The sequence below is a fragment of the Streptomyces sp. NPDC048671 genome (genome assembly GCF_055587045.1).
This window is the reverse complement of the sequence record NZ_JBVJHB010000008.1, coordinates 121497-143323: the sequence shown is the minus strand read 5'-3', so window position 1 is coordinate 143323 and position 21827 is coordinate 121497. Positions and strand designations below refer to the sequence as shown.

Genomic DNA, 21827 nt, shown 5'->3' with positions numbered 1-21827 from the left:
CGCTCCTCGTCGCTGCTACTTCTTGTTCTCGACCGCGTGGCCACCGAACTGGTTGCGCAGCGCGGCGATCATCTTCATCTGGGGGGAGTCGTCCTGGCGCGAGGCGAACCGGGCGAAGAGCGACGCGGTGATCGCGGGCAGCGGCACCGCGTTGTCGATCGCGGCCTCCACCGTCCACCGGCCCTCGCCGGAGTCGGCGGCGAAACCGCGGAGCTGGTCCAGGTGCTCGTCGTCGTCCAGCGCGTTGACCGCCAGGTCGAGCAGCCAGGAACGGATGACCGTGCCCTCCTGCCAGGAGCGGAAGACCTCGCGCACATCGGTGACGGAGTCGACCTTCTCCAGGAGCTCCCAGCCCTCGGCGTAGGCCTGCATCATGGCGTACTCGATGCCGTTGTGAACCATCTTCGCGAAGTGGCCGGCGCCGACCTTGCCCGCGTGCACGGAACCGAAGTCACCCTCGGGCTTCAGCGCGTCGAAGACCGGCTGGACCTTCGCGACGTTCTCGGCGTCGCCGCCGTACATCAGCGCGTAGCCGTTCTCCAGGCCCCAGACACCGCCGGAGACGCCGCAGTCGACGAAGCCGATGCCCTTGATGCCGAGCTCGACCGCGTGCTTCTCGTCGTCGGTCCAGCGGGAGTTCCCGCCGTCCACGACGATGTCACCGGCCGACAGCAGCTCGGCCAGCTCGTCGATCGTGGACTGGGTCGCGGCGCCGGCCGGCACCATCACCCATACGACCCGGGGGCCCTTCAGCTTGCCCACGAGCTCTTCGAGGCTGTGGACATCGGCGACGTCCGCGTTGCGGTCGTAACCGATGACGGTGTGGCCTGCGCGGCGGATGCGCTCGCGCATGTTGCCGCCCATCTTGCCGAGGCCGACGAGACCGATCTCCATCAGAGATTCCTTAAGCGTTGTGCCGATTCGTACCCGGGACCGAGCCTACGCCCGGCCGGGGACAGGGCGACGGGCATGCTCGGCGCTGAGCGTGCCCGTCGTCGCCTGCCGTGACAGGACCGGTGACCGGATCAGCCGGAGAGGCGGACCGGCATGATCAGGTACTTGTACGCGTCATCCGCCTCGGCGTCCACGGCGGCACGGCCGCTGAGCAGCGCGGGCTTGGTGGACGTCGTGAAGGAGAGCTGGGCGACCGGGGAGTCGATCGCGCTCAGACCGTCCAGCAGGAAGGTCGGGTTGAAGGCGATCGAGATGTCGTCGCCCTCCAGGACGGCGTCGACGCGCTCCACAGCCTGTGCGTCGTCGCTGGAACCCGCTTCCAGGATCAGCACACCCTGCTCGAAGCTGAGCCGGACCGGGGTGTTCCGCTCGGCCACCAGCGCGACGCGCTTGACGGCCTCGACGAACGGGGCGGTCTCGATGACCGCGACCGTGTTGAACTCGGTCGGGAAGAGCGTGCGGTACTTCGGCAGGTCGCCTTCGAGCAGCCGGGTGGTGGTCCGCCGGCCGGCGCCCTCGAAGCCGATGAGCCCCTCACCGGCACCGGAGCCCGACAGCGCCAGCGTGACCGTGTCGCCGCTGGTGAGCGCCTTGGCGGTGTCCAGCAGCGTCTTGGCGGGCACCAGGGCGACGGCGGAGGCGTCGGCGTTCTCCGGCTTCCAGAGGAACTCGCGGACCGCGAAGCGGTAGCGGTCGGTGGAGGCCAGGGTGACCGTGTCGCCCTCGATCTCGATGCGCACACCGGTGAGGACGGGCAGCGTGTCGTCGCGGCCCGCCGCGATGGCCACCTGGGCGGCCGCCGAGGCGAAGACCTCGCCGGGGACCGTCCCGGTCGCCGTCGGCATCTGCGGCAGCGCGGGGTACTCCTCCACAGGAAGGGTGTGGAGTGTGAATCGCGAGGAGCCGCAGGCCACGGTCGCCCGTACACCGTCTGTGGAGATCTCCACAGGACGGTTGGGCAGGGCCCGGCAGATGTCGGCGAGCAGCCGGCCGGAGACCAGCACCGTGCCGTCCTCCTCGACCTCGGCATCCACCGAGACCCGGGCCGAGACCTCGTAGTCGAAGCTGGAGAAGCTGAGAGCTCCGTCCTCGGCCTTCAGCAGAAGGCCCGCAAGAACGGGCGCCGGCGGCCGGGCCGGGAGGCTACGGGCCACCCAGGCCACAGCCTCCGCGAGTACATCGCGCTCCACCCGGATCTTCACCGGAACCGCCTCCTGCTGTTGCTCGCTCGCCCTGCTGGCCTTCGTCGTCTGGTCGGGTCGCTCCACCGATGACAGGGGGAGGACGCCGGGGACCAGTCTGACGTACGGCACCGACACTCGGTGCTGCTCGGGGTCAAGTCGCGACAACAGGTTCGGGGAGCTCCGGCGCCGAGTTGTGCACAGGCCCCACTTCGAAGCGGATTCCGGGCTAACTAGAGGTAGTAGTAGTAGTAGGGCCTGTGGAAACCGTGGATAACGTCGTTTTCGCAGGTCAGGCCCTGTTTTTTGTCCACCGACCCTGTGGGCGGAACCGGTGGACAACCCGGGGTTTCTGTGGACACCCGAAAGTTCTGCACAACCGGTGCACAGGGCAGGGGGGTTTCTCCCCAGGTCTGTCCCCAGCTTTACCCAGCTTCCCCACAGCCCAACCGACCCTCTTGGTGTGACGCCTTTCACTCGGTGCGGTGAAAGCGGGTGTCACGTTGCCGAACAGTGGACAGAGGTGTGGAGAAGCCCGCCGAAGCTGGGGACAAGAAGGCCCGGCCTGTGGGCCGCCGGTGGACAACGATGACGGCCCCCTGTGGAAGAAAAAGTTGTCCACAGCCTGTGGATCATTGTTGACCACAAATCCCCAGGCCTCTGAGCTGGCCTGATGGAATATCGGCTGCCGTGCCTGTGGAAGCAGTATGGACAACTTTTCAATCCCCAGGCTGTGGAGGGGAGATTGTGCCCAGATCTGTGGAGAACGGCCTCTCCACGGCAGGTATTCGAACAGCCGGGACGGCCGGCGGCGCCCCGGGAACCACGTGCACGGCGGTCCGGGACGCTCGCGGACCGCTTCCGGAGGCTTTCGGCGCCGCCCGTCAGGTGGCTCCGGTGGCGCTCAGCACAACGGAGAAGGGCGCTGCGGGACCCATGGGTCCCGCAGCGCCCTTCCGGTGCTCGGATGCGCGGTGTGTGACGGGGTGGTGGGCCGTCAGCCGTTCTTGATGCGGTTGGTGAGCTCGGTGACCTGGTTGTAGATGGAGCGCCGCTCCGCCATCAGCGCGCGGATCTTCCGGTCGGCGTGCATCACGGTCGTATGGTCACGGCCGCCGAACTGGGCGCCGATCTTGGGCAGCGAGAGGTCCGTCAGCTCACGGCACAGGTACATCGCGATCTGGCGTGCCGTCACGAGCACGCGGCTGCGCGAGGATCCGCAGAGATCCTCCACCGTCAGCCCGAAGTAGTCCGCGGTCGCCGCCATGATGGCCGGCGCCGTGATCTCCGGGGCGGAGTCCTCGCCCCCCGGGATCAGGTCCTTCAGGACGATCTCGGTCAGCCCGAGGTCCACCGGCTGGCGGTTGAGACTGGCGAAGGCCGTTACCCGGATGAGCGCGCCCTCCAGCTCCCGGATGTTGCGCGAGATACGGGAGGCGATGAACTCCAGCACCTCCGGAGGAGCGTTGAGCTGCTCCTGCACCGCCTTCTTACGGAGGATCGCGATGCGCGTCTCCAGTTCCGGCGGCTGCACATCGGTGGTGAGACCCCACTCGAAACGATTCCGCAGCCGGTCCTCCAGGGTCACCAGCTGCTTGGGCGGCCGGTCCGAGGACAGCACGATCTGCTTGTTGGCGTTGTGGAGCGTGTTGAAGGTGTGGAAGAACTCCTCCTGCGTCGACTCCTTGCTCGCCAGGAACTGGATGTCGTCGACCAGCAGGATGTCGACATCGCGGTACCGCTTGCGGAAGGTGTCGCCCTTGCCGTCGCGGATCGAGTTGATGAACTCGTTGGTGAACTCCTCCGAGCTCACGTACCGCACCCGGGTGCCCGGGTAGAGGCTGCGGGCGTAGTGCCCGATGGCGTGCAGCAGGTGGGTCTTGCCGAGCCCCGACTCCCCGTAGATGAAGAGCGGGTTGTACGCCTTGGCGGGCGCTTCGGCCACGGCGACGGCCGCGGCGTGCGCGAAGCGGTTCGACGCCCCGATGACGAAGGTGTCGAAGAGGTACTTCGGATTCAGCCGGGCGTGCGGCTCCCCGGGGCCCGGTGCGGGCGAGGGCTGCGCGCCCATCGGCCCCGGGACCCCGCCGGGCCGGCCGGTACCGCCGCCCTGCCGGTGCTGGGGCTCCTGCATGTCGTGGCGCTCGGGCCGCTGGGACTCGTAGCCCTGGCGCTCGGGAGGCTGCTGGCGGTAGTCGTGCTGCGGCTGCTGCTGGGAGCGGCCGCCCCCGTAGGGCTCGCGCCAGTGCTCGCCGGAGGTGTCGCGGTCCTGGAATCCGCCGAGCCGGGGCTGCTGCCAGGAGAGGTCCTCCTGGGTACGGGGCCAGGCGCCGGGCTCGGGGCGCTGCTGCTGGTAGTCGGGGTAGGCGGGCCGGGCGGTCGGCATGCCGTCGTCCGAGGGCCGGTGGCCGTAGCCGTCGTAGGAGTCGTTGTGCTGCCGCTCGTCGTGCTGCGGCCCCTGGTAGCGGTGCTGCTGCTGGGACTGGTGCATCGGGGGCGCCGGCGGGTTCGGCGGCTCGCCCGCGGAGTCGTCGACCGTGATCGCGATCCGGATCGGGCGGCCGCACTCGCGGCTCAGCGTCTCGCTGATGAGCGGAGCGAGCCGGCCCTCCAGGACCCGCTTGCCCCATTCATTGGGGACGGCGAGCAGCGCGGTGTCGGCAACCAGGGCGAGCGGCTGGCAGCGCTCGATCCACTGTTTGTCCTTCGGCTCGATGCCCTGCTGGCCCTCCCCGAGGAGTTGCTCCAGCACTCGTGGCCACACTGCGGCAAGATCGGCAGGTACGTCAGCCACAAGGCACGCTCTCTCGCTGGTCCCACGAATGTGTGTTTCTCGGGACGGGATGGGTCGGGATGGGTGAGGACCGGCAGGCGGGAAGAAAAAGAACCGGGGTTCGGCCAAGGTAGTCAGGCCGACCCGCGCGGTTCAAGTCGTTGTCCACAGGCTGTGCACAATGGGGGTCGCCGTAAGGCCGGTTTGACCGGATGGCGCAGCCGCGCGTACCGTGACCAGGTCGAGTTGTCGATGGCTGCTGCCGCCTGCCTCCGATGGGCAAAGATCACGATCTGTGATTGTGAAGCGGTGCACTAGGGCGTTTACGCGAGTCTCTCGTGGGCGCACGGTGACAGCCAGGCGATGTCCCGCCAACACACGAATCATTTCTGGAGCCCCCGAGTGAGCAAGCGCACCTTCCAGCCGAACAACCGTCGTCGCGCGAAGACCCACGGCTTCCGGCTGCGTATGCGGACCCGTGCCGGCCGCGCAATCCTGGCGACCCGCCGTGGCAAGGGTCGCGCCAATCTGTCCGCCTGATCGCGTACAGGTCGTCATGACGTGCTGCCTACCGAGAATCGGCTGAGGCGGCGCGAGGACTTCGCGACCGCAGTACGACGAGGACGCCGGGCCGGTCGCCCGCTACTCGTCGTCCATCTACGCAGCGGTGAAACGGACCCGCACGTGACTGGGGAGACTGCTCCCCCGCCGCGTGCGGGTTTCGTTGTCAGCAAAGCCGTGGGTGGCGCGGTCGTCCGCACAGCGGTGAAGCGAAGGCTTCGCCATCTGGTCCGAGAACGACTGGCCCTGCTGCCCCCCGGTAGCCTGGTTGTCGTACGCGCGTTGCCCGGTTCGGGTGACGCCGACCATGAACAGCTGGCCCGAGACCTGGACGCCGCCCTTCAGCGGCTACTGGGAGGGGGCGCGCGATGAAGTACCCGCTGCTGGCTCTCATCAAGCTGTACCAGTGGACTATCAGCCCACTTCTCGGGCCTGTCTGCCGTTACTACCCGTCGTGTTCCCACTATGGATATACGGCGATCGACCGGCACGGAGCGATCAAGGGAACGGCGCTGACAGCCTGGCGCATCCTGCGATGCAATCCGTGGTCACCCGGCGGCGTGGATTACGTACCACCACGCAAACGTCCGCGTTGGCACGAACTGCTGCGAGATCTTTTCCGCGGCGGTAAGGGCGGGGACTCCGCCGCTGATGTGCCTCCCGGGGGATCGGCCACCGATCTTCCGAGCTCGGCCGCAGAGACTTCGCCCAAAGCTCAAGGAGCCTGATTAGTGGACACGATTGCCAGTCTGTTCAGCTTCATCACATGGCCTGTTTCCTGGGTCATCGTCCAGTTCCACAAGTTGTACGGGGCGATCTTCGGCGCCGACACGGGATGGGCCTGGGGTCTGTCCATCGTGTCCCTCGTGGTGCTGATCCGTATCTGTCTTGTTCCGCTGTTCGTCAAGCAGATCAAGTCGACGCGGAACATGCAGGTGCTCCAGCCGAAGATGAAGGCGATCCAGGAGCGCTACAAGAGCGACAAGCAGCGTCAGTCCGAAGAGATGATGAAGCTGTACAAGGAGACGGGTACCAACCCGTTGTCCTCGTGCCTTCCCATCCTGGCGCAGTCGCCGTTCTTCTTCGCTCTGTACCACGTGCTCTCGGCCATCGCGTCGAACAAGAAGATCGGTGTCATCGACCAGTCGCTGCTGGACAGCGCGCGTCAGGCACATATCTTCGGTGCTCCGCTGGCCGCCAAGTTCATGGACAGCGCGGACAAGGTCGAGGCGCTCGGCGCCTCGCTGGTGGATGTCCGGGTTGTCACCGCGGTCATGATCGTGATGATGTCGGCCTCGCAGTTCTTCACGCAGCGCCAGCTGATGACGAAGAACGTGGACCTGACGGTCAAGACGCCTTACATGCAGCAGCAGAAGATGCTGATGTACATCTTCCCGCTGATCTTCGCCGTCATGGGTATCAACTTCCCCGTCGGTGTCCTCGTCTACTGGCTGACCACCAACGTCTGGACCATGGGTCAGCAGATGTACGTGATCAACCAGAACCCGACGCCGGGCAGCAAGGCGCAGGACCAGTACCTGGGGCGTCTGCTGAAGAGCGTCACCGCCCACGGTGAGGTGCGCGGCAGGACCAAGCGCAATACGGTCAAGCGGATCGTGTCCAAGGGCCCGGACCGCAATGACATCGAGCGGAAGTTCATCACGGGACTGGCCAAGCTCGGCCTCGCCGCCCAGGAGGACGGCACGGTGCAGAAGAGCGACACCGCTGTGGCCGACGCCGAGGGCGCAGCCGCGCAGCGGCGTCAGCAGCCCAAGCGCCAGACCAAGGCGAAGCGTCATACCGGTGCAGGTCAGCAGGGCGGGGCCAAGGACACCGACTCCAGCGAGTCGGAGCCCACGACCTCCCTGCAGAAGAATGCGCCGCAGGACGACAAGCCCAAGCCGGCGGGCAAGCCCGCGTCCGGCGCCTCACGCCAAGCCAAGTCCGGACAGCGCAAGGGCCCGCAGCGGCCCAAGCACCCGTCCAAGAAGTAAGAAGGAGTCCATCCGTGACGGAAGGCACCATCTCCACGGCCGCTGAGGGAAGCGACACCTTGACCCGCCTTGAGCAGGAAGGGGAGATCGCAGCGGACTACCTTGAGGGCCTGCTCGACATCGCCGATCTCGACGGCGACATCGACATGGACGTCGAGGCTGACCGGGCCGCGGTCTCGATCATCAGCGAGTCGGCACGTGAACTGCAGAAGCTCGTGGGCCGCGACGGTGAGGTGCTGGAGGCGCTCCAGGAGCTGACGCGGCTGGCCGTGCACCGGGAGACCGGTGACCGGAGCCGTCTGATGCTCGACATCGCGGGTTTCCGGGCGCAGAAGCGCACGGAGCTTGCCGAGCTGGGTGCCAAGGCCGCGGACGAGGTCAAGAACTCCGGTGAGCCGGTGAAGCTGGATCCGATGACACCGTTCGAGCGCAAGGTTGTGCACGATGCGGTCGCGGCCGCAGGTCTGCGCAGCGAATCGGAGGGCGAGGAGCCGCAGCGCTTCGTCGTCGTCCTTCCGGCCTGACCGGCCTTTCTCCTGTCGGCCCCGTCTGTTCGCAGGCGGGGCCGATCTTTGTCAGCCTGATAGTCAGCCACCCATGGTGCGGTTAGTGCGGTATGGAAGGACGGTTCCCGTGACGGAGGAAGTAGAGCTTCCCCAGGCGCCCGAAGAGGCCCGGGAGGTATTCGGTGAGTGCTTTCCTGAGGCCGTCCGGTACGCGGAACTGCTGGCGGATGCGGGGGTCAAGCGAGGCCTGATCGGTCCGCGCGAGGTGCCGCGGCTGTGGGAGAGGCACCTGCTGAACTGTGCGGTGCTCTCCGAGGTAGTCCCGGACGGCGTCACGGTCTGCGATGTGGGCTCGGGCGCCGGGCTTCCGGGGATTCCGCTGGCGCTCGTGCGGCCGGATCTGAAGATCACCCTGCTTGAGCCGTTGCTGCGGCGGACGAATTTCCTTCAGGAGGTCGTCGAGCTCCTGGGGCTGGACCATGTGACGGTCGTCCGTGGCCGGGCCGAGGAGGTGCTGGGGACGCTCCAGCCGGTCCATGTGGTGACGGCTCGGGCGGTGGCCCCGCTGGACCGCTTGGCGGGCTGGGGAGTGCCACTGCTCCGTCCGTACGGCGAGATGCTGGCCCTCAAGGGCGATGCCGCCGAGGGAGAGATCAACGGCGCGCGGGCGGCGCTGAGCAAGCTCGGTGTGCTGGAGACCGAGGTGCTGCATGTGGGCGAGGGCATCGTCGATCCGCTGTCCACCGTGGTGCGTGTGGTGGTGGGTGAGAGCCCGGGTGGTGTGAGGTTCGCCGCAAAGAGGGCCAAGGCCGCGAGGGTCAGCCGGACGCGCCGCCGCCGCTGATTCGGCCGATCACGCTGAGCGCATGACCGTTACGCACCGTTTGGTGCGTGTATCGATGATGCTTCGCGTGGGGAGCTGTACGTACCCCGCGCGGAGTGTCGTGCCCCTGTAGCTACGCTGCAGGGGCATCGTGTTTCACGTGAAACGTCGCTCTCTGCTGCATGGAATTATCAGCCGCGGTCGTGCGGCTGCCGCGCCTCGCCATCGCAGGCCCGTTAGGGCTACGGAGTTGTCCACAGAAGTGGATTCATCCACAGAAGAGCGGGCCTCGCTGGTTCGCGACCCCGAAAGCATGGCAGGCTCTGCTCATTGCGAGCCTGAAGTCGAGGAGAGTGAATCCTTGCGGTCCGACGCCAACATCGCGGGACCGATGACCGATCCGGTCCCCGGCCCCCGATCCGAATCGGCGGTGGACGGTGTTTCACGTGAAACACCGCCACCGATGGACGACACACCCATCGGTCGCGCGGCCCAGCTGGCGGTAGAGGCCCTCGGCCGCGCCGGCGATGGGCTGCCGCGGCCTGACCAGACACGCGTCATGGTGGTGGCCAATCAGAAGGGCGGGGTGGGTAAGACCACCTCGACGGTCAACCTTGCCGCGTCACTTGCCCTTCACGGTGCTCGTGTTCTGGTGGTCGACCTGGACCCGCAGGGGAACGCCTCTACGGCACTGGGGATCGACCACCATGCCGAGGTCCCCTCGATCTACGACGTTCTGGTGGAGAGCAAGCCGCTCTCCGACGTGGTCCAGCCCGTCCCGGACGTCGAAGGTCTCTTCTGCGCCCCAGCGACCATCGATCTCGCCGGTGCGGAGATTGAGCTGGTGTCGCTGGTGGCGCGGGAGAGTCGACTCCAGCGGGCGATCCAGGCCTACGAGCAGCCGCTGGACTACATCCTCATCGACTGCCCGCCCTCACTCGGTCTCCTCACGGTCAACGCCCTGGTGGCCGGCGCCGAGGTGCTGATCCCGATTCAGTGCGAGTACTACGCGCTGGAAGGGCTTGGGCAGCTACTGCGCAACGTCGACCTGGTACGGGGACACCTCAACCCCGACCTCCATGTGTCGACGATCCTGCTCACCATGTACGACGGCCGCACCAGGCTCGCGTCTCAGGTCGCGGAGGAGGTGCGCACCCACTTCGGCAAGGAGGTGCTGCGCACCAGCATTCCGCGCTCTGTGCGGATCTCCGAGGCGCCGAGCTACGGGCAGACCGTACTCACCTATGACCCCGGCTCCAGCGGCTCCCTGTCGTATCTTGAGGCGGCACGTGAGATCGCTCTGCGCGGGGTGGGGTTGCAGTACGAGGCGCAGCAAGCCCACACGGGCAGTCGGAACAGCCAGCAGAACACTTCGGAGGGGATCCAGTGAGTGAGCGTCGTAGAGGGTTGGGGCGAGGGCTCGGTGCCCTGATCCCCGCCGCTCCGCAGGAGAAGCAGGTGCCGTCCGCGGGCGCTGGTGCGTCTTCTTCCGGGACGGTTCCGGTCATGACGGCCGAGCGCGGAGTGGCTGCTGCCAAGGTGACCACGCTCGGGGTGGTGCCGGAGCCGAGTGCGCCTGTTTCGGAGCCGAGCGGAGCGGGCGGGCCGAGCGAGGTGGCGGGTGCTTTCTTCGCGGAGATCCTTCTCGACTCCATCACGCCGAACCCTCGTCAGCCCCGAGAGGTATTCGACGAGGACGCGCTTGCCGAGTTGGTCACCTCCATCAAGGAGGTGGGTCTTCTCCAGCCTGTCGTCGTACGGCAGACCGGGCCCGAGCGCTTCGAGCTCATCATGGGCGAGCGGCGCTGGAGGGCCTGCCGTGAAGCCGGTCTTGAGCGGATCCCGTCCATCGTCCGGGCAACGGACGACGAGAAGCTGCTTCTCGACGCGCTCCTGGAGAACCTGCACCGGGCTCAGCTCAACCCGTTGGAAGAGGCGGCGGCGTACGACCAGCTGCTCAAGGAATTCAAGTGCACGCATGACCAGCTGGCCGACCGCATCGGGCGGTCGCGGCCGCAGGTGTCCAACACCTTGCGTCTGCTGAGGCTGTCGCCTCCGGTGCAGCGAAGGGTCGCGGCCGGGGTGCTCTCGGCAGGACATGCGCGTGCGCTGCTGTCGGTGGACGACTCCGAGGAGCAGGACAAGCTGGCGCATCGCATCGTGGCCGAAGGGCTCTCGGTGCGTGCGGTCGAGGAGATCGTGACGCTGATGGGCTCCAGGCCCACGAGCGCCTCCAAGGCCAAGGGGCCCCGGGCGGGCGGTCGGCTGTCGCCGGCGCTGTCCGATCTGGCCTCCAGGCTCTCGGACCGCTTCGAGACCCGAGTGAAGGTCGATCTCGGACAGAAGAAGGGAAAGATCGTCGTCGAGTTCGCCTCGATGGAGGATCTGGACCGCATTCTCGGCAGTCTCGCGCCCGGTGAGGGCCGTGTGCTGGACCGCAGCCCGTCGGATGAGCCGGCAGAGGACGACGAGAGCTGACGTCCTGAGTGACGCTGGGCGGGCTGTGTTCCGGAAGGACGGAACACAGCCCGCCCTTTGCTTTCTCTCGGTGTCAGCTTGATCCCGTGGTGGATACGATGCGTTCTGGTAGGCCACATCCAGTTGGTCCATCTCCGCGAACGGAGTGCACCGACCGTCGCAGGCGATGCGGCGGGCGAGGGAAGTGAGGAACAGCCTTCATGGGGCGTCGGCTCGCACCGCTCACGCTGGACAACCTTGCCGATCTTCCCGAACGCTGCCGTTCATGTGTGTTCTGGGAACTTGATCCGGTGCGTGGGGCAGCCGCGGTCAAGGCCGGCCGGCCCGGGGCGGAGAAGGAGGCCTGGATCTCCGGTGTCCTGCTGGAGTGGGGATGCTGCGGGCGCGTTGTCTATGTCGATGATGTTCCGGTCGGCTTCGTTCTCTATGCACCGCCGGCTTACGTCCCCCGGGCTGCGTCGTTTCCGACCAGCCCCGTCTCCCCCGATGCCGTCCAGCTGATGACTGCCTTGATCCTGCCGGGATACCAGGGGCAGGGTCTCGGCCGGGTCATGGTGCAGACCGTCGCCAAGGATCTGCTCAGTCGCGGATTCAAGGCCATCGAGGCGTTCGGGGACGCCCGCTGGAAAGAGCCTGCCTGTGTGCTGCCCGCGGATCATCTGCTGGCAGTGGGCTTCAAGACCGTACGAACGCATCCGTCTCACCCGCGGCTGAGGCTGGAGCTGCGTACGACGCTTTCGTGGAAGGAAGATGTCGAGCTGGCCCTGGACCGGCTGCTGGGTGCGGTCAAGAAGGAGCCGGTGCTGCGACCGCTGTGATTCGTCGGTGCCAACGTGAAACGGGCCCACCCCTCGGGGGTGGGCCCGTTTCACGTGAAACATCGGACGGCGGTACTGCCTTACTCGGTGATGAAGGCATCCAGGTCGCGGAGGATCGCGGCCTTCGGCTTGGCGCCCACGATGGTCTTGGCGACCTCGCCGCCCTGGTAGACGTTCAGCGTCGGGATGGACATGACGCCGTACTTGGCAGCGGTGGCCGGGTTCTCGTCGATGTTGAGCTTGACGATCTCGATCCGGTCGCCGTGCTCAGCCGCGATGGCCTCCAGAGAGGGGGCGATCTGGCGGCACGGACCGCACCAGGCGGCCCAGAAGTCCACCAGCACGGGCTTGTCGCTCTTCAGGACGACCTCGTCGAACGAGTCGTCAGTCACGTTCTTCAGCGCGCCGGCCACGGCGGCCTCCTTAACTTCGCGGGGGTGTGGGGTGAGGCTTGGATCAGACGGTTGCTGCGGCAGCCTTCTCGCCGTCGGCGAGCGCGGCAAGGAAGCGCTCGGCGTCGAGTGCGGCGGAGCAGCCGGTGCCGGCAGCGGTGATGGCCTGCCGGTAGGTGTGGTCGACGACATCGCCGGCGCCGAAGACACCGGTGAGGTTGGTGCGCGTCGAGGGCGCCTCGACCTTGAGGTAGCCCTCGTCGTCCAGGTCGAGCTGCCCCTTGAAGAGCTCGGTGCGCGGGTCGTGGCCGACTGCGATGAACAGGCCGGTCACGGGGAGCTCGGAGGTCTCACCGGTCTTGGTGTTGCGCAGGGTCAGACCGGAGAGCTTCTGCTCGCCGTGCACCCCGGCGACCTCGCTGTCCCAGGCGAACTTGATCTTCGGGTCCGCGAAGGCGCGGTCCTGCATGGCCTTGGAGGCACGCAGCGAGTCGCGGCGGTGGACGATGGTGACCGACTTGGCGAAGCGGGAGAGGAATGTGGCCTCCTCCATCGCGGTGTCACCGCCGCCGACCACGGCGATGTCCTGGTCCTTGAAGAAGAACCCGTCACAGGTCGCGCACCAGGAGACGCCGCGTCCGGAGAGGGCGTCCTCGTTGGGCAGACCGAGCTTGCGGTGCTGCGAGCCGGTGGTGATGATGACGGCCTTGGCGCGGTGTACCGTGCCCGCCGTGTCGGTGACGGTCTTGATGTCACCGGTGAGGTCGACGGAGACCACATCGTCCGGGACGAGCTCGGCACCGAACCGCTCGGACTGGGCGCGCATGTTGTCCATGAGCTCCGGGCCCATGATTCCGTCCTGGAAACCGGGGAAGTTCTCCACGTCGGTCGTGTTCATCAGCGCGCCACCGGCGGTGACGGCACCCTCGAAGACCAGCGGCTTCAGCGAGGCGCGCGCGGTGTAGAGGGCGGCTGTGTAGCCCGCGGGGCCAGAGCCGATGATGATCACATTACGCACGTCGCTCACGGGTTTCTTCCTCGTCTCTGCAGACTGCCTACTGTCCACGCCTACTGGGGTCGGTTCAACGACTCTCACCCCACCCAACGGATCCTACGGGTGATGCATTCCCGACGTGCCGGAGCGGCCCCGAGCGTGATGCTCAGGGGCGGACGTAGGCGTGTGTCAGCAGGAGCTTCCCCTTGGCCGCAGGGTCCGCACCGACGCATGCCGCATCGATGACATAGGCCTCGACGCGGCTCGTATCGGTGGGGTGAGGAAGGACAACGAGGAAGGCGTCCGTGCCTTCGTAGGTGCCCTTCTCGATGGCAAGGGCGGTGGCGTCCCGCCCTATGCCCTGCTCAACGCAGGAAGGGACGGGCACGACGGGGGCACGGAGCGGCGTCTGCGGTGATGCGGAGCCGGGCGGTGCGGTCTTCGGCGAGGACTTCGTATCGACGGACGGGGCCTGGTTCGCGCCGGCCGACTCCTTTGGGCTCGACGGGTCCGTGCGGGAGCTCAGGAGACTGTGGACACGCTCTTCGAGCGTGGACTGCGAGAACGTCTGCGAGCTTGCCTTCGAGGCGTCGGCCCCGCGGTCTGCGGCACTGAGGTCGGCGGAGTTCTGGGACGAGGAGACGTTCTGCAGCAGGAAGACACTCACGCCGACCGCGGCGGCGCCCAGTGCGGTGCCGAGTACCGCCGTGCGGCGGCGTCGCCGCACCGACCGGCGGCCGGGACCGGTGGCGGCACGTGAATGTCCGGCGGGGCGGTCCGCGAGGTCCTGCACCGTGGCGGCATGCTCTGTTTCACGTGAAACATCTGCCTCCGCGTCGGAAACGGCACGGGCTTCGTCAGCCAGCGCGGCGTCGATGCGGTCCGCTATATCGACGGGCATGGGCTGTGGAGCAGGCATGGAGCCCAGCAGATCGCGAATCTCCTCCAGCGACGCCTGGACGTCGGAGCAGAGCTCGCAGCCGTCCACGTGCCGGCGGACATCCGCTGTGCGCGACGGTGAGAGCACGCCTTCGGCGAGGTCGGAGATCTCCGAGACGTCCGGGTGCTGGGTCGTGTCAGTCGTCGATGTCATGTGCGCCCACCTCCGCCCTTCACTCCAGCTGGATCGCTCGTTCCCGCGTCTCTTGGCTCCGCTGCCGGTGGGACGGATGCTCTCGCCGTCCGGTTCCTTTCCACGCTCCGGTCATCGCTGTCCCCGTTCCCGGTGCGGAGGTGTGTGAGCAGTGGGGCCAGCCGGGCGCGTCCTCGGGCGCAGCGGCTCTTCACGGTGCCGACCGGCACGTCGAGGATGCGACCGGCCTCTGCCACCGGGTACCCCTGCATATCGACGAGGACGAGTGCCGCGCGCTGCTCTGCGGGGAGGGTGGCGAGGGCCGCGAACAGTTCGCGGTGCAGGTCCTGCCGTACGGCCGGGGCCTCGGCGGACTCGTGCGGTTCCAGAAGCTGGTCGAGCCGCTCCGGTTCGTTGACGGGCGAGGTCTTCCGTGAGGATGCCTTGCGGACCCGGTCGAGACAGGCGTTGACGGTGATGCGGTGCAGCCAGGTGGTGACGGCGGACTGGCCGCGGAAGGTGTGGGCGGCGCGGAAGGCGGAGACCAGGGCGTCCTGCACGGCGTCGGCCGCCTCCTCGCGGTCGCCCAGCGTTCGCAGAGCCACGGCCCACAGCCGGTCGCGATGACGCCTGACAAGCTCGCCGAAGGCGTCGGGTTCGCCGGCTACATGGCGAGCGAGGAGGTCTGAGTCGCTGAGTTGTCCGGACGGCTCGGCGGCCACCTCCCCCTCCCTCCCTCTCTGAGTCAAGGTGCGTCTGTCTATCACGGTTCCCGTGGGGAGGGGGAGGGGCAGAGGCGGTCAGCCGAGAACTGAGATCTCCGAGATGCCCCCGCGGTAGCCGCTGCCGGTGTCGTCCGACGGGAGCTCAGTGATGTGGATGAGGACGTAGCGGGTCCGCACCGGCTTGGTGAGGGTTTCCTTGAGGCTGCTTCCCGCCGTTTTGAGCTGGGTGAGGCGCTGCGGGAAGTCCGCGAGGGACGAGGGTGCGGAGGCACTCTTGTCGGCCGCCAGCACCTCGGCCTTCTGCCCGCTGCGGTACATGGCGATGTCGATGCCCGAGACGTCCTTCACACTCCCCAGGTCAACGATGATGCCGCTGCCGTCCTTGCGGGAGGGGAGGTTGCCGAAATTCGCGTAGCCCTGGTAGCGCGGGGTGATCCACGCGGTGCCCGGCTTGCCGTCGATCGCGTTCGGTACGGCCTCCTGCTTGATCCCGGACCCGCTGGGCATGAACTCCGCCGCATCGGTGATCCGCAGGGGCACGGCAGGCGGCGGCGCGACTTCGTCACCGTTCTTCGGGCTGGTCTGTGTGGTGCCGGGGTCATCCGAGTTGTTGTCCCGGCCCAGGAGGGTCTCGGCGAGCTGCCAGCTGCCGAGGCCCAGTGCGGCGATGAGCAGCGCGGACACGGCCCACTTGAGCGCCTTGCCCGTGCGGCTCTGGAGCGGGGCGGGCGGTATGGCGTGCACGGACTGGGTGGGCGGGACGCCGGGCCCGGCCGGGCGGCCGTAGGTGCCCTGCTGGTACGTGGTCCGCTGGTACTCGGGCGGTGCGGTGAACGTGGGCTCGGGCGGGCGGATGCGTGGCATCGCCGCGACGGCCCTTGCGAGCTCGTCCGGGGTGGTGCACGGCTGCTCCTGGCGGGAGGCCGTGGCTCCGTCGTTGGCGAGCGCCCGCATGGCGATCTCGGAGAGACCGCGGTGGACCCCGGCGCGCACCTGGTCGGGTGCGATCAGGCCGACACCCTTGGGGAGCCCGGTGAGGCCGTAGGCGTCGCTCTCGTACGGCCAGCGCTGGGTGAGCGCGGCGTAGAGCAGGGCGCCGATGGCTTCGGTGTCGGCGCGCTGGGGACTTTCGGAGGTGATGCCCCGCAGCGCGGCGTTCACCGCGAGGCCGCGGATCCGGTACTGACCGGAAGAGCTGCGCAGCACCGCTCCGGGAGTGAGCCTCAGATGGGCCAGCCCCTCACGGTGTGCGGCCGCCATGGCCTGGGAGATCTGGCTGACGAGCTGGTACGCGTCATGAGCGTCCATCGGGCCCGCGCCCAGCAGGGCGGTGAGCTCGGTGGCGTCCGGAAGCCACTCGTGGACGACGTAGACGAGGTCGTTCTCCTCCACGGCGTCGAGGACCTGTACGAAGCGGGGGTCGCCGAGCAGTGCGGAGGAACGGGCCGCGGCCAGCACGGAGCGGGCCCGCGGGTGGTCGGCGGGAAGGAGATGGACGCCCACCGCGCGGCGCAGTTTCTCGTCGACTGCGCGCCAGCTGCTGAACCCGTCCAGACGGGTGACGCACTCCTCCAGCCGGTAGCGCCCGGCAAGTTTGTGACCGCTGTGCAGGTCGGGGGCCGACGCGGCGCCATCGGAGCCTGTCGGCTCCTCCACCGCTTCCTGGGGGCCTGCGTCCGTTGAATCCTGGGCTTCTGCCGTGCCGTCGGTCGTGGCCTCGTCCGCCTTGGCGGACAGCGGCTCGTCACCGCTGTTGTCGGCCACGTCAACGGCAGCCGTGCTACGTTCCGCCACCGTCGTTCCTGCCTCCCCATCCGTTGCGCGATGCCAGCCAGCTCTGCACAGTCACGCCAATTGTGCCCATACTCCGGCACCATGCACGACACGCGGGGACCGGCGATGGTTGTGCGGGCCGGTGGCACTCAGCGGCCGAGCCGTCCCCGGATCATGCCGACCATGCCGTTGATCTCTTCGATCCGCATCCGCTTCGCCGCGACGACGAAGACTCCCAGCAGCACGATCCCACCGCAGATCAGCGCGACGAGCGAGCCCGAGGCGCCGTCGCCGAGCGCGTGCAGAAGAGCGAAGCCCACGCCGCCGCCGATCACTGCCCCGGGGATCGCGGCGAGGCACAGCCGGGCGTAGGTGCGCAGGACGTGGGCGCCGTCCAGATCGCCGCCCAGACGGTTGCGCAGCCGGCGCCACGCGATACCGACGCCGACGGCGTAGGCGAGGCCGTACGAGCCCGCCATGCCGACCACGGCCCACTGGGCGGGCAGAACGAGGTAGCAGACGGCCGAGGCGGCTGCGTTGACCAGGGCGACGATGACGGTGTTGTAGAAGGGTGTGCGGGTGTCCTCGTAGGCGTAGAACCCGCGCAGCACCACGTACTGCACCGAGTAGGGGATCAGCCCGAGACCGAAGGCCATCAGGATGAATCCCATGGAGCGGGCGGCCTCGGGGCCGCTGGAGGCGTAGAGCAGCGTGCACAGCGGGACACCCAGGGCGAGGAACGTGAACGCGACCGGCACGATGGCCACGGCGGAGTTGCGCAGGCCCTGCGAGATGTCGTCGCGGACCGCGCCCGGGTCGTTGTCGTGTGCGGCGCGGGAGATACGGGGCAGCAGGGCGGCCATGACCGAGACGGTGATGATCGCCTGCGGCATGCCCCAGATCAGCTGGGCGTTGGAATAGGCCAGGATTCCCGCCCCGTTCCTGCCCGACTCCTTGCCGGCCGCGGTCGCGAGCTGGGTGACGATGAGGACACCGGCCTGGTTGGCGAAGACGAACAGGACCGTCCACTTGGCCAGCTTGATCGTCTTGCCGAGCCCGTGGCCCTTCCAGTCGAAGCGCGGGCGGAACCTGAATCCGGCTTCGCGCAGGTACGGGATCATGGCCAGGGACTGGACGATCAGGCCGAGCAGAGTGCCGATGCCCAGCAGCCGGACGCCTTCCGGCGGGATCGTCTGGACGCCCATGTGGGATTCGTGCGAGGTGCCGTAGACCCAGATGAACATGCCGAAGGTGAAGATCATCACGATGTTGTTGAGGACCGGAGTCCACATCATCGCGCCGAACTTTCCGCGGGCGTTGAGGATCTGGCCCATCACGACATGCACACCCATGAAGAAGATGGTGGGCAGGCAGTACCGGGCGAAGGTCGTGGCCACGTTGTTGGCGGCGGCGTCGTTCGCGATCGGCAGCGACATCAGCCGGATGAGCCAGGGCGCGGCGAAGACGGCGAGGGCGACGATCAGGCCGAGCGCGACCATCACGAGGGTCAGCAGCCGGTTCGCGTAGGCCTCGCCGCCGTCCTCGTCGTCCTTCATGGAGCGGACGAGCTGGGGGACGAACACCGAGTTGAGGCCGCCGCCCACGGTGAGGATGTAGATCATCGTCGGCAGCGTGTACGCGATGGTGAAGCTGTCGCCGAGCATGGCCGCGCCGAGCGCCGCGGTGATCACCAGACTGCGTACGAAACCGGTGAGCCGTGAGACGAGGGTGCCGGCCGCCATGACCGCGCTGGACTTCAGCAGTCCGGAGGCCCGGCCGCCGCCGGACTTCGGCGGTACGGGTGCGGGAGCCGGCTCGGGCCGGGCCGGGCCGGGTGAGCTCGCCGGGCCCTCCTGGTCCCTGAAGAGGTGGGCGAACGCATCGGGTTCGTCGCGGCCCGTCGATGCCTGGGTGACGAGATCGTCCACGCCGACGAACTGGGTGGTCGCGGCGTCGTCACCGTACGGCAGGTGCCGGGACGGACCGTCGGGCTCGGGCGGCGGGGTCTGTGCCCAGATCCGGGGGTCGGGGGCGTACGGGGCGGCGGGCGGCTGCTGGTAGAGCGGCTGGGGCTGCTGATAGGTGCCAGGAGGCGGCGGCGGGTGCGCGGCGCGGTCGTACAGCGCCTCGCCCACCGGATCCTGCGCCGAGAGGTCCTGGGCCCGGTAGGGGTCGTAGTCGTACGCAGCCTGCAGATACGGATCGGGTGCCGGTGGCACCTGCTCCGGTCCGGGAGGCACCGGAGGACCGCCGGAAGACCCAGCTCCGCCCGTACCCTGACCGCGATCACCGTCGTACGGCGCGTTCATCGAAACCCCACCTCATCGTCCCCGGCCGACCGGCCACGACAGACATCGCTCAACGGTCCACTTTCTCACCCGTGCCCGACGGCTCCGCGCTTTCGGGACCGGTGTCCGGCCTCGGGTCACTCGGCTGGTCGGGTTCACTGCCGTCGCCGCCTGCCGCGCCGCCCGCGTTGGCGCGCTTGCGATGTGCATACATCCTGATGCCGGCGAGGACCAGCAGCAGCAGCCCGCCGGCGATCACGAGAAGCACGGTCGGTGTCAGCTCCGACACCTTCACGGTGAAGTTCATCTCCGCGCCGTACGGTGTGCCGTCCTCGGTGTACAGCTGTGCGGTCATCTGGACCTGGCCGTTGATGTTGGCCGCGGCGTCGAACTTCACGGACTGACTGTGACCGCCGGCGATCTGGATCGGCTGCTCCGCCACGGCACCGTCGTTGTTCAGCTTGAGGCGCGTCGCGTTCTCCGACTTCAGGCGCAGCACCAGATGGTCGACGTCCTGCAGCAGTCTGTTCTGCACCGTCACCGGGATCGTGGCGCTGCGGCCGGACAGGGTGACGTCCGACTTCGAGATGAGCTGGACCTCGTTGACGAGGCTCTGCAGATAGGTGCGCACCGAGTCCCGGTACTGCTGGGCCTCCAGGGGCCTGCCCCGCCACGACGTCGACATGGAGCGGTTGACCGCGTTGCCGAAGGGGGCCACCACTCGCTCGGGCTGGGTCAGGATGACCTGGAAGTTGTTGAGGGAGGCCTGGGTGGACTTGATGTCCTGGAAGGCCTGAGTGGGCAGCTCCTGGCTGCGCAGCTTCTTCGGGTACCGGGACGCCGGGGGGACCTGGGTGGTCGCCTTCGCGTCGGGCTTGGCCTCCGCCGCCTGGACCAGCCCCTGGGACTGCGTCCAGCGGCCGTCGTCGAGGGTGCGCAGGGCGCGGGCCATCGACTGGGCCTGGGCGACCGTCGGCATCCGCTGGGGTGCGACGACGAGGCTTCGGTCCTTGTCCGTGTCCTGCTCGGCCAGGGAGAGCGTGAGGGCGAGGAACTTCTGCACGGCGAGCGTGGAGGCCCCGGCCTTCGTCATGTCGCCCTGGAACGCCGTGGAGAGCCGTGCGTCGGAGACCACGGCGGTCGTGCCGCCGCCGATCGGCCGGGCGGCGGTGGGCGTGTACACCAGGCCGCCGGTCTCCTGAAGGCTGTCGCTGCGGGCGATCACGTTGTGGGCACCGGCCGAGGTCGCGACGTCCACGATGGACGGGTCGACGGCACCGTCGACCGGCCAGGCGAAGTCCGTCGACGGCTTCAGGTGCAGGATCGTCTGCACGGTCGTCGTGGCCACCTCGCTGGCGTTCTGGAGGTGGCTGAGGGTGCCCGACACGTTCTTGGCGCGGTGCGCGATCGACGCCAGATCGGGATCCCCGAACGGCAGCGCGATGACCTTGCCCTCGGACACCGAGGCTTCCAGTGAGGTGAGCCACTGCTTGGCCACGTTCTGGTTCGTACCGGCGATCGTGGTGTCGCCGGACTTGACCCGGTAGTCCCGTGTCATCGCGTCGACGCTGGCCAGCAGATCCGGGTCGATGACCCAGGTCACGGGCAGCTGCCGGCCCAGCGACACCATCTGTTCCAGGCGACCGCCGGGCGCGATCTCGGCGGCCAGGTCGTCGTCGGCGAACACCGGGGTCTGCTGGGAGTCGGAGCCGGTCTCCGCGGTGAGGTGGGCCGCCGCGATCAGGGGCCAGACGTAGCTGATCCGGGGCTTGGAGTCACGGTCCTCGCTCTGCCAGGGGAGGAAGGTCCGCTTGATCCCGAGCACCTGGTCGTACAGGGCGTGGGACGTCCGGCCCGACAGGGTGACGCCGAGCTGGTACACACCGTCGTCACCCAGTCCCAGCTTGCTGACCGGCACGGACAGGGTGAAGTCCTGGCTGATCCCGGAGGGAAGCTTGGCGATCTTGACCGTGTACTTGCCGCCGACCGGAGACGGATCGGCGTCGGGCAGGTATCCCGTGCGCTGGTCGGCCGCGTCGATCGAGGTCCTGCTGAAGAGCCGGGGCCCCACTCGCAGATCGACCTGAGCCGCGGTGACGGTCTCCTTGCCCTTGTTGGTCAGAGTGCCGGAGACGGTGAGTGTGTCCCCCTTCACGGGGGCGCTCGGAGTCACCGTGTCCAGGGATACCGCGACAGTGCCGGACCCCGTCGGGGCCTTGTCCGTCACGCCGGCCTGTGCCACCGGAGCGGTCGCCCCGGCCAGCAGGGCAGCGATGAGCGGAGCCCCGGCGAGCACGGCGGCTGTGCGCCTCAGCCACCGGCGGGCAGGAGAGAGGTTCGTCCCCTGGAAGTCTGCCGCCTCGGCCACGCGCCTACCCGTCCCTCGTCGTCATGAGCTGCTGTCGATCGTCGTCCGTTGCTGCGTCCACGCATGGTAACGATGTGCGCGGGGGCTAAGTGCTGGGGAGTACGACACATGATCGGGAGAGTCTCGC

19 protein-coding genes are annotated in these 21827 nt (G+C 68.0%); 9 read left to right on the top strand and 10 right to left on the bottom strand.

All coding sequences use genetic code 11. The features are described from left to right. Window positions 1-15: 15 nt before the first annotated feature. The 3 genes from gnd to dnaA all read right to left on the bottom strand — a co-directional run bounded on the left by gnd (window position 16) and on the right by dnaA (window position 4929). On the bottom strand, window positions 16-894 hold the full coding sequence (gene gnd / locus ACZ6S6_RS17590) for a phosphogluconate dehydrogenase (NAD(+)-dependent, decarboxylating) (protein ID WP_362953292.1): 879 nt from the start codon (window positions 892-894) through the stop codon (window positions 16-18). Window positions 895-1025: 131 nt separating this feature from the next. Next, entirely contained in the window at window positions 1026-2156 is a 1131-nt protein-coding gene (dnaN, locus tag ACZ6S6_RS17585) for a DNA polymerase III subunit beta (protein WP_362953413.1), read from the bottom strand. A gap of 976 nt (window positions 2157-3132) precedes the next feature. Beyond that, window positions 3133-4929, bottom strand: coding sequence for a chromosomal replication initiator protein DnaA (gene dnaA, locus ACZ6S6_RS17580; RefSeq protein WP_362953291.1), 1797 nt, complete (start codon window positions 4927-4929; stop codon window positions 3133-3135). A 381-nt stretch (window positions 4930-5310) separates the two neighbouring features. Between dnaA and rpmH the strand changes: the two genes are divergently transcribed. The 9 genes from rpmH (at window position 5311) to ACZ6S6_RS17535 (ending at window position 12088) form a co-directional block, all read left to right on the top strand. Then, entirely contained in the window at window positions 5311-5448 is a 138-nt protein-coding gene (gene rpmH, locus ACZ6S6_RS17575) for a 50S ribosomal protein L34 (RefSeq protein WP_362953290.1), read from the top strand. A 21-nt stretch (window positions 5449-5469) separates the two neighbouring features. Then, the gene (gene rnpA, locus ACZ6S6_RS17570) at window positions 5470-5841 is read left to right on the top strand and encodes a ribonuclease P protein component (RefSeq protein ID WP_362953289.1); all 372 of its coding nucleotides are present in this window, start codon (window positions 5470-5472) and stop codon (window positions 5839-5841) included. Then, window positions 5838-6197: a membrane protein insertion efficiency factor YidD gene (gene yidD / locus ACZ6S6_RS17565; protein WP_073733242.1), complete on the top strand. Its 360-nt coding sequence runs from the start codon at window positions 5838-5840 to the stop codon at window positions 6195-6197. Before rnpA ends, yidD begins: the two co-directional genes overlap by 4 nt. Window positions 6198-6200: 3 nt before the next feature. Next, window positions 6201-7463, top strand: a complete 1263-nt coding sequence (gene yidC / locus ACZ6S6_RS17560; protein ID WP_362953288.1) for a membrane protein insertase YidC — start codon at window positions 6201-6203, stop codon at window positions 7461-7463. A 14-nt stretch (window positions 7464-7477) separates the two neighbouring features. Then, the gene (locus ACZ6S6_RS17555; RefSeq protein WP_145764517.1) at window positions 7478-7987 is read left to right on the top strand and encodes a Jag family protein; all 510 of its coding nucleotides are present in this window, start codon (window positions 7478-7480) and stop codon (window positions 7985-7987) included. A 109-nt stretch (window positions 7988-8096) separates the two neighbouring features. Continuing rightward, window positions 8097-8813, top strand: a complete 717-nt coding sequence (rsmG, locus tag ACZ6S6_RS17550) for a 16S rRNA (guanine(527)-N(7))-methyltransferase RsmG (RefSeq protein WP_362953287.1) — start codon at window positions 8097-8099, stop codon at window positions 8811-8813. Window positions 8814-9105: 292 nt separating this feature from the next. Then, window positions 9106-10182 (top strand): ParA family protein, encoded by a 1077-nt coding sequence (locus tag ACZ6S6_RS17545; protein WP_362953412.1) that lies wholly within the window; start codon window positions 9106-9108, stop codon window positions 10180-10182. Then, entirely contained in the window at window positions 10179-11270 is a 1092-nt protein-coding gene (locus tag ACZ6S6_RS17540) for a ParB/RepB/Spo0J family partition protein (RefSeq protein ID WP_362953286.1), read from the top strand. The genes ACZ6S6_RS17545 and ACZ6S6_RS17540 overlap by 4 nt, the downstream gene beginning before the upstream one ends. 200 nt (window positions 11271-11470) lie before the next feature. Beyond that, window positions 11471-12088, top strand: a complete 618-nt coding sequence (locus tag ACZ6S6_RS17535) for a GNAT family N-acetyltransferase (RefSeq protein WP_469706151.1) — start codon at window positions 11471-11473, stop codon at window positions 12086-12088. 80 nt (window positions 12089-12168) lie between these two features. On the opposite strand, the gene trxA is transcribed toward ACZ6S6_RS17535, so the two are convergent. From trxA to ACZ6S6_RS17500, 7 genes are all read right to left on the bottom strand, one after another. Continuing rightward, a complete protein-coding gene (gene trxA, locus ACZ6S6_RS17530) occupies window positions 12169-12501 on the bottom strand; it encodes a thioredoxin (protein WP_123460444.1) in 333 nt (110 codons plus the stop codon). A gap of 43 nt (window positions 12502-12544) precedes the next feature. Next, window positions 12545-13507 (bottom strand): thioredoxin-disulfide reductase, encoded by a 963-nt coding sequence (trxB, locus tag ACZ6S6_RS17525; protein WP_362953284.1) that lies wholly within the window; start codon window positions 13505-13507, stop codon window positions 12545-12547. Window positions 13508-13640: 133 nt separating this feature from the next. Next, window positions 13641-14567: an anti-sigma factor family protein gene (locus ACZ6S6_RS17520; protein WP_469706150.1), complete on the bottom strand. Its 927-nt coding sequence runs from the start codon at window positions 14565-14567 to the stop codon at window positions 13641-13643. After that, window positions 14564-15268, bottom strand: a complete 705-nt coding sequence (gene sigM / locus ACZ6S6_RS17515) for an RNA polymerase sigma factor SigM (RefSeq protein WP_469706149.1) — start codon at window positions 15266-15268, stop codon at window positions 14564-14566. The genes ACZ6S6_RS17520 and sigM overlap by 4 nt, the downstream gene beginning before the upstream one ends. Before the next feature lie 78 nt (window positions 15269-15346). Beyond that, complete coding sequence (locus tag ACZ6S6_RS17510) at window positions 15347-17065, bottom strand: protein kinase family protein (RefSeq protein WP_469706148.1); 1719 nt, start codon at window positions 17063-17065, stop codon at window positions 15347-15349. A 128-nt stretch (window positions 17066-17193) separates the two neighbouring features. Continuing rightward, entirely contained in the window at window positions 17194-19353 is a 2160-nt protein-coding gene (murJ, locus tag ACZ6S6_RS17505) for a murein biosynthesis integral membrane protein MurJ (RefSeq protein WP_362953280.1), read from the bottom strand. A gap of 49 nt (window positions 19354-19402) precedes the next feature. Continuing rightward, the gene (locus tag ACZ6S6_RS17500; protein ID WP_469706147.1) at window positions 19403-21700 is read right to left on the bottom strand and encodes a DUF6049 family protein; all 2298 of its coding nucleotides are present in this window, start codon (window positions 21698-21700) and stop codon (window positions 19403-19405) included. Between the last annotated feature and the right edge of the window lie 127 nt (window positions 21701-21827).

What these genes read in the sequence shown, in the direction of transcription:
- gnd (WP_362953292.1), bottom strand. Translation starts at nt 894, where the DNA reads ATGGAGATCGGTCTCGTCGGCCTCGGCAAGATGGGCGGCAACATGCGC.
- yidD (WP_073733242.1), top strand. Translation starts at nt 5,838, where the DNA reads ATGAAGTACCCGCTGCTGGCTCTCATCAAGCTGTACCAGTGGACTATC.
- ACZ6S6_RS17545 (WP_362953412.1), top strand. Translation starts at nt 9,106, where the DNA reads ATGGCAGGCTCTGCTCATTGCGAGCCTGAAGTCGAGGAGAGTGAATCC.
- ACZ6S6_RS17535 (WP_469706151.1), top strand. Translation starts at nt 11,471, where the DNA reads ATGGGGCGTCGGCTCGCACCGCTCACGCTGGACAACCTTGCCGATCTT.
- ACZ6S6_RS17520 (WP_469706150.1), bottom strand. Translation starts at nt 14,567, where the DNA reads ATGACATCGACGACTGACACGACCCAGCACCCGGACGTCTCGGAGATC.
- murJ (WP_362953280.1), bottom strand. Translation starts at nt 19,353, where the DNA reads ATGAACGCGCCGTACGACGGTGATCGCGGTCAGGGTACGGGCGGAGCT.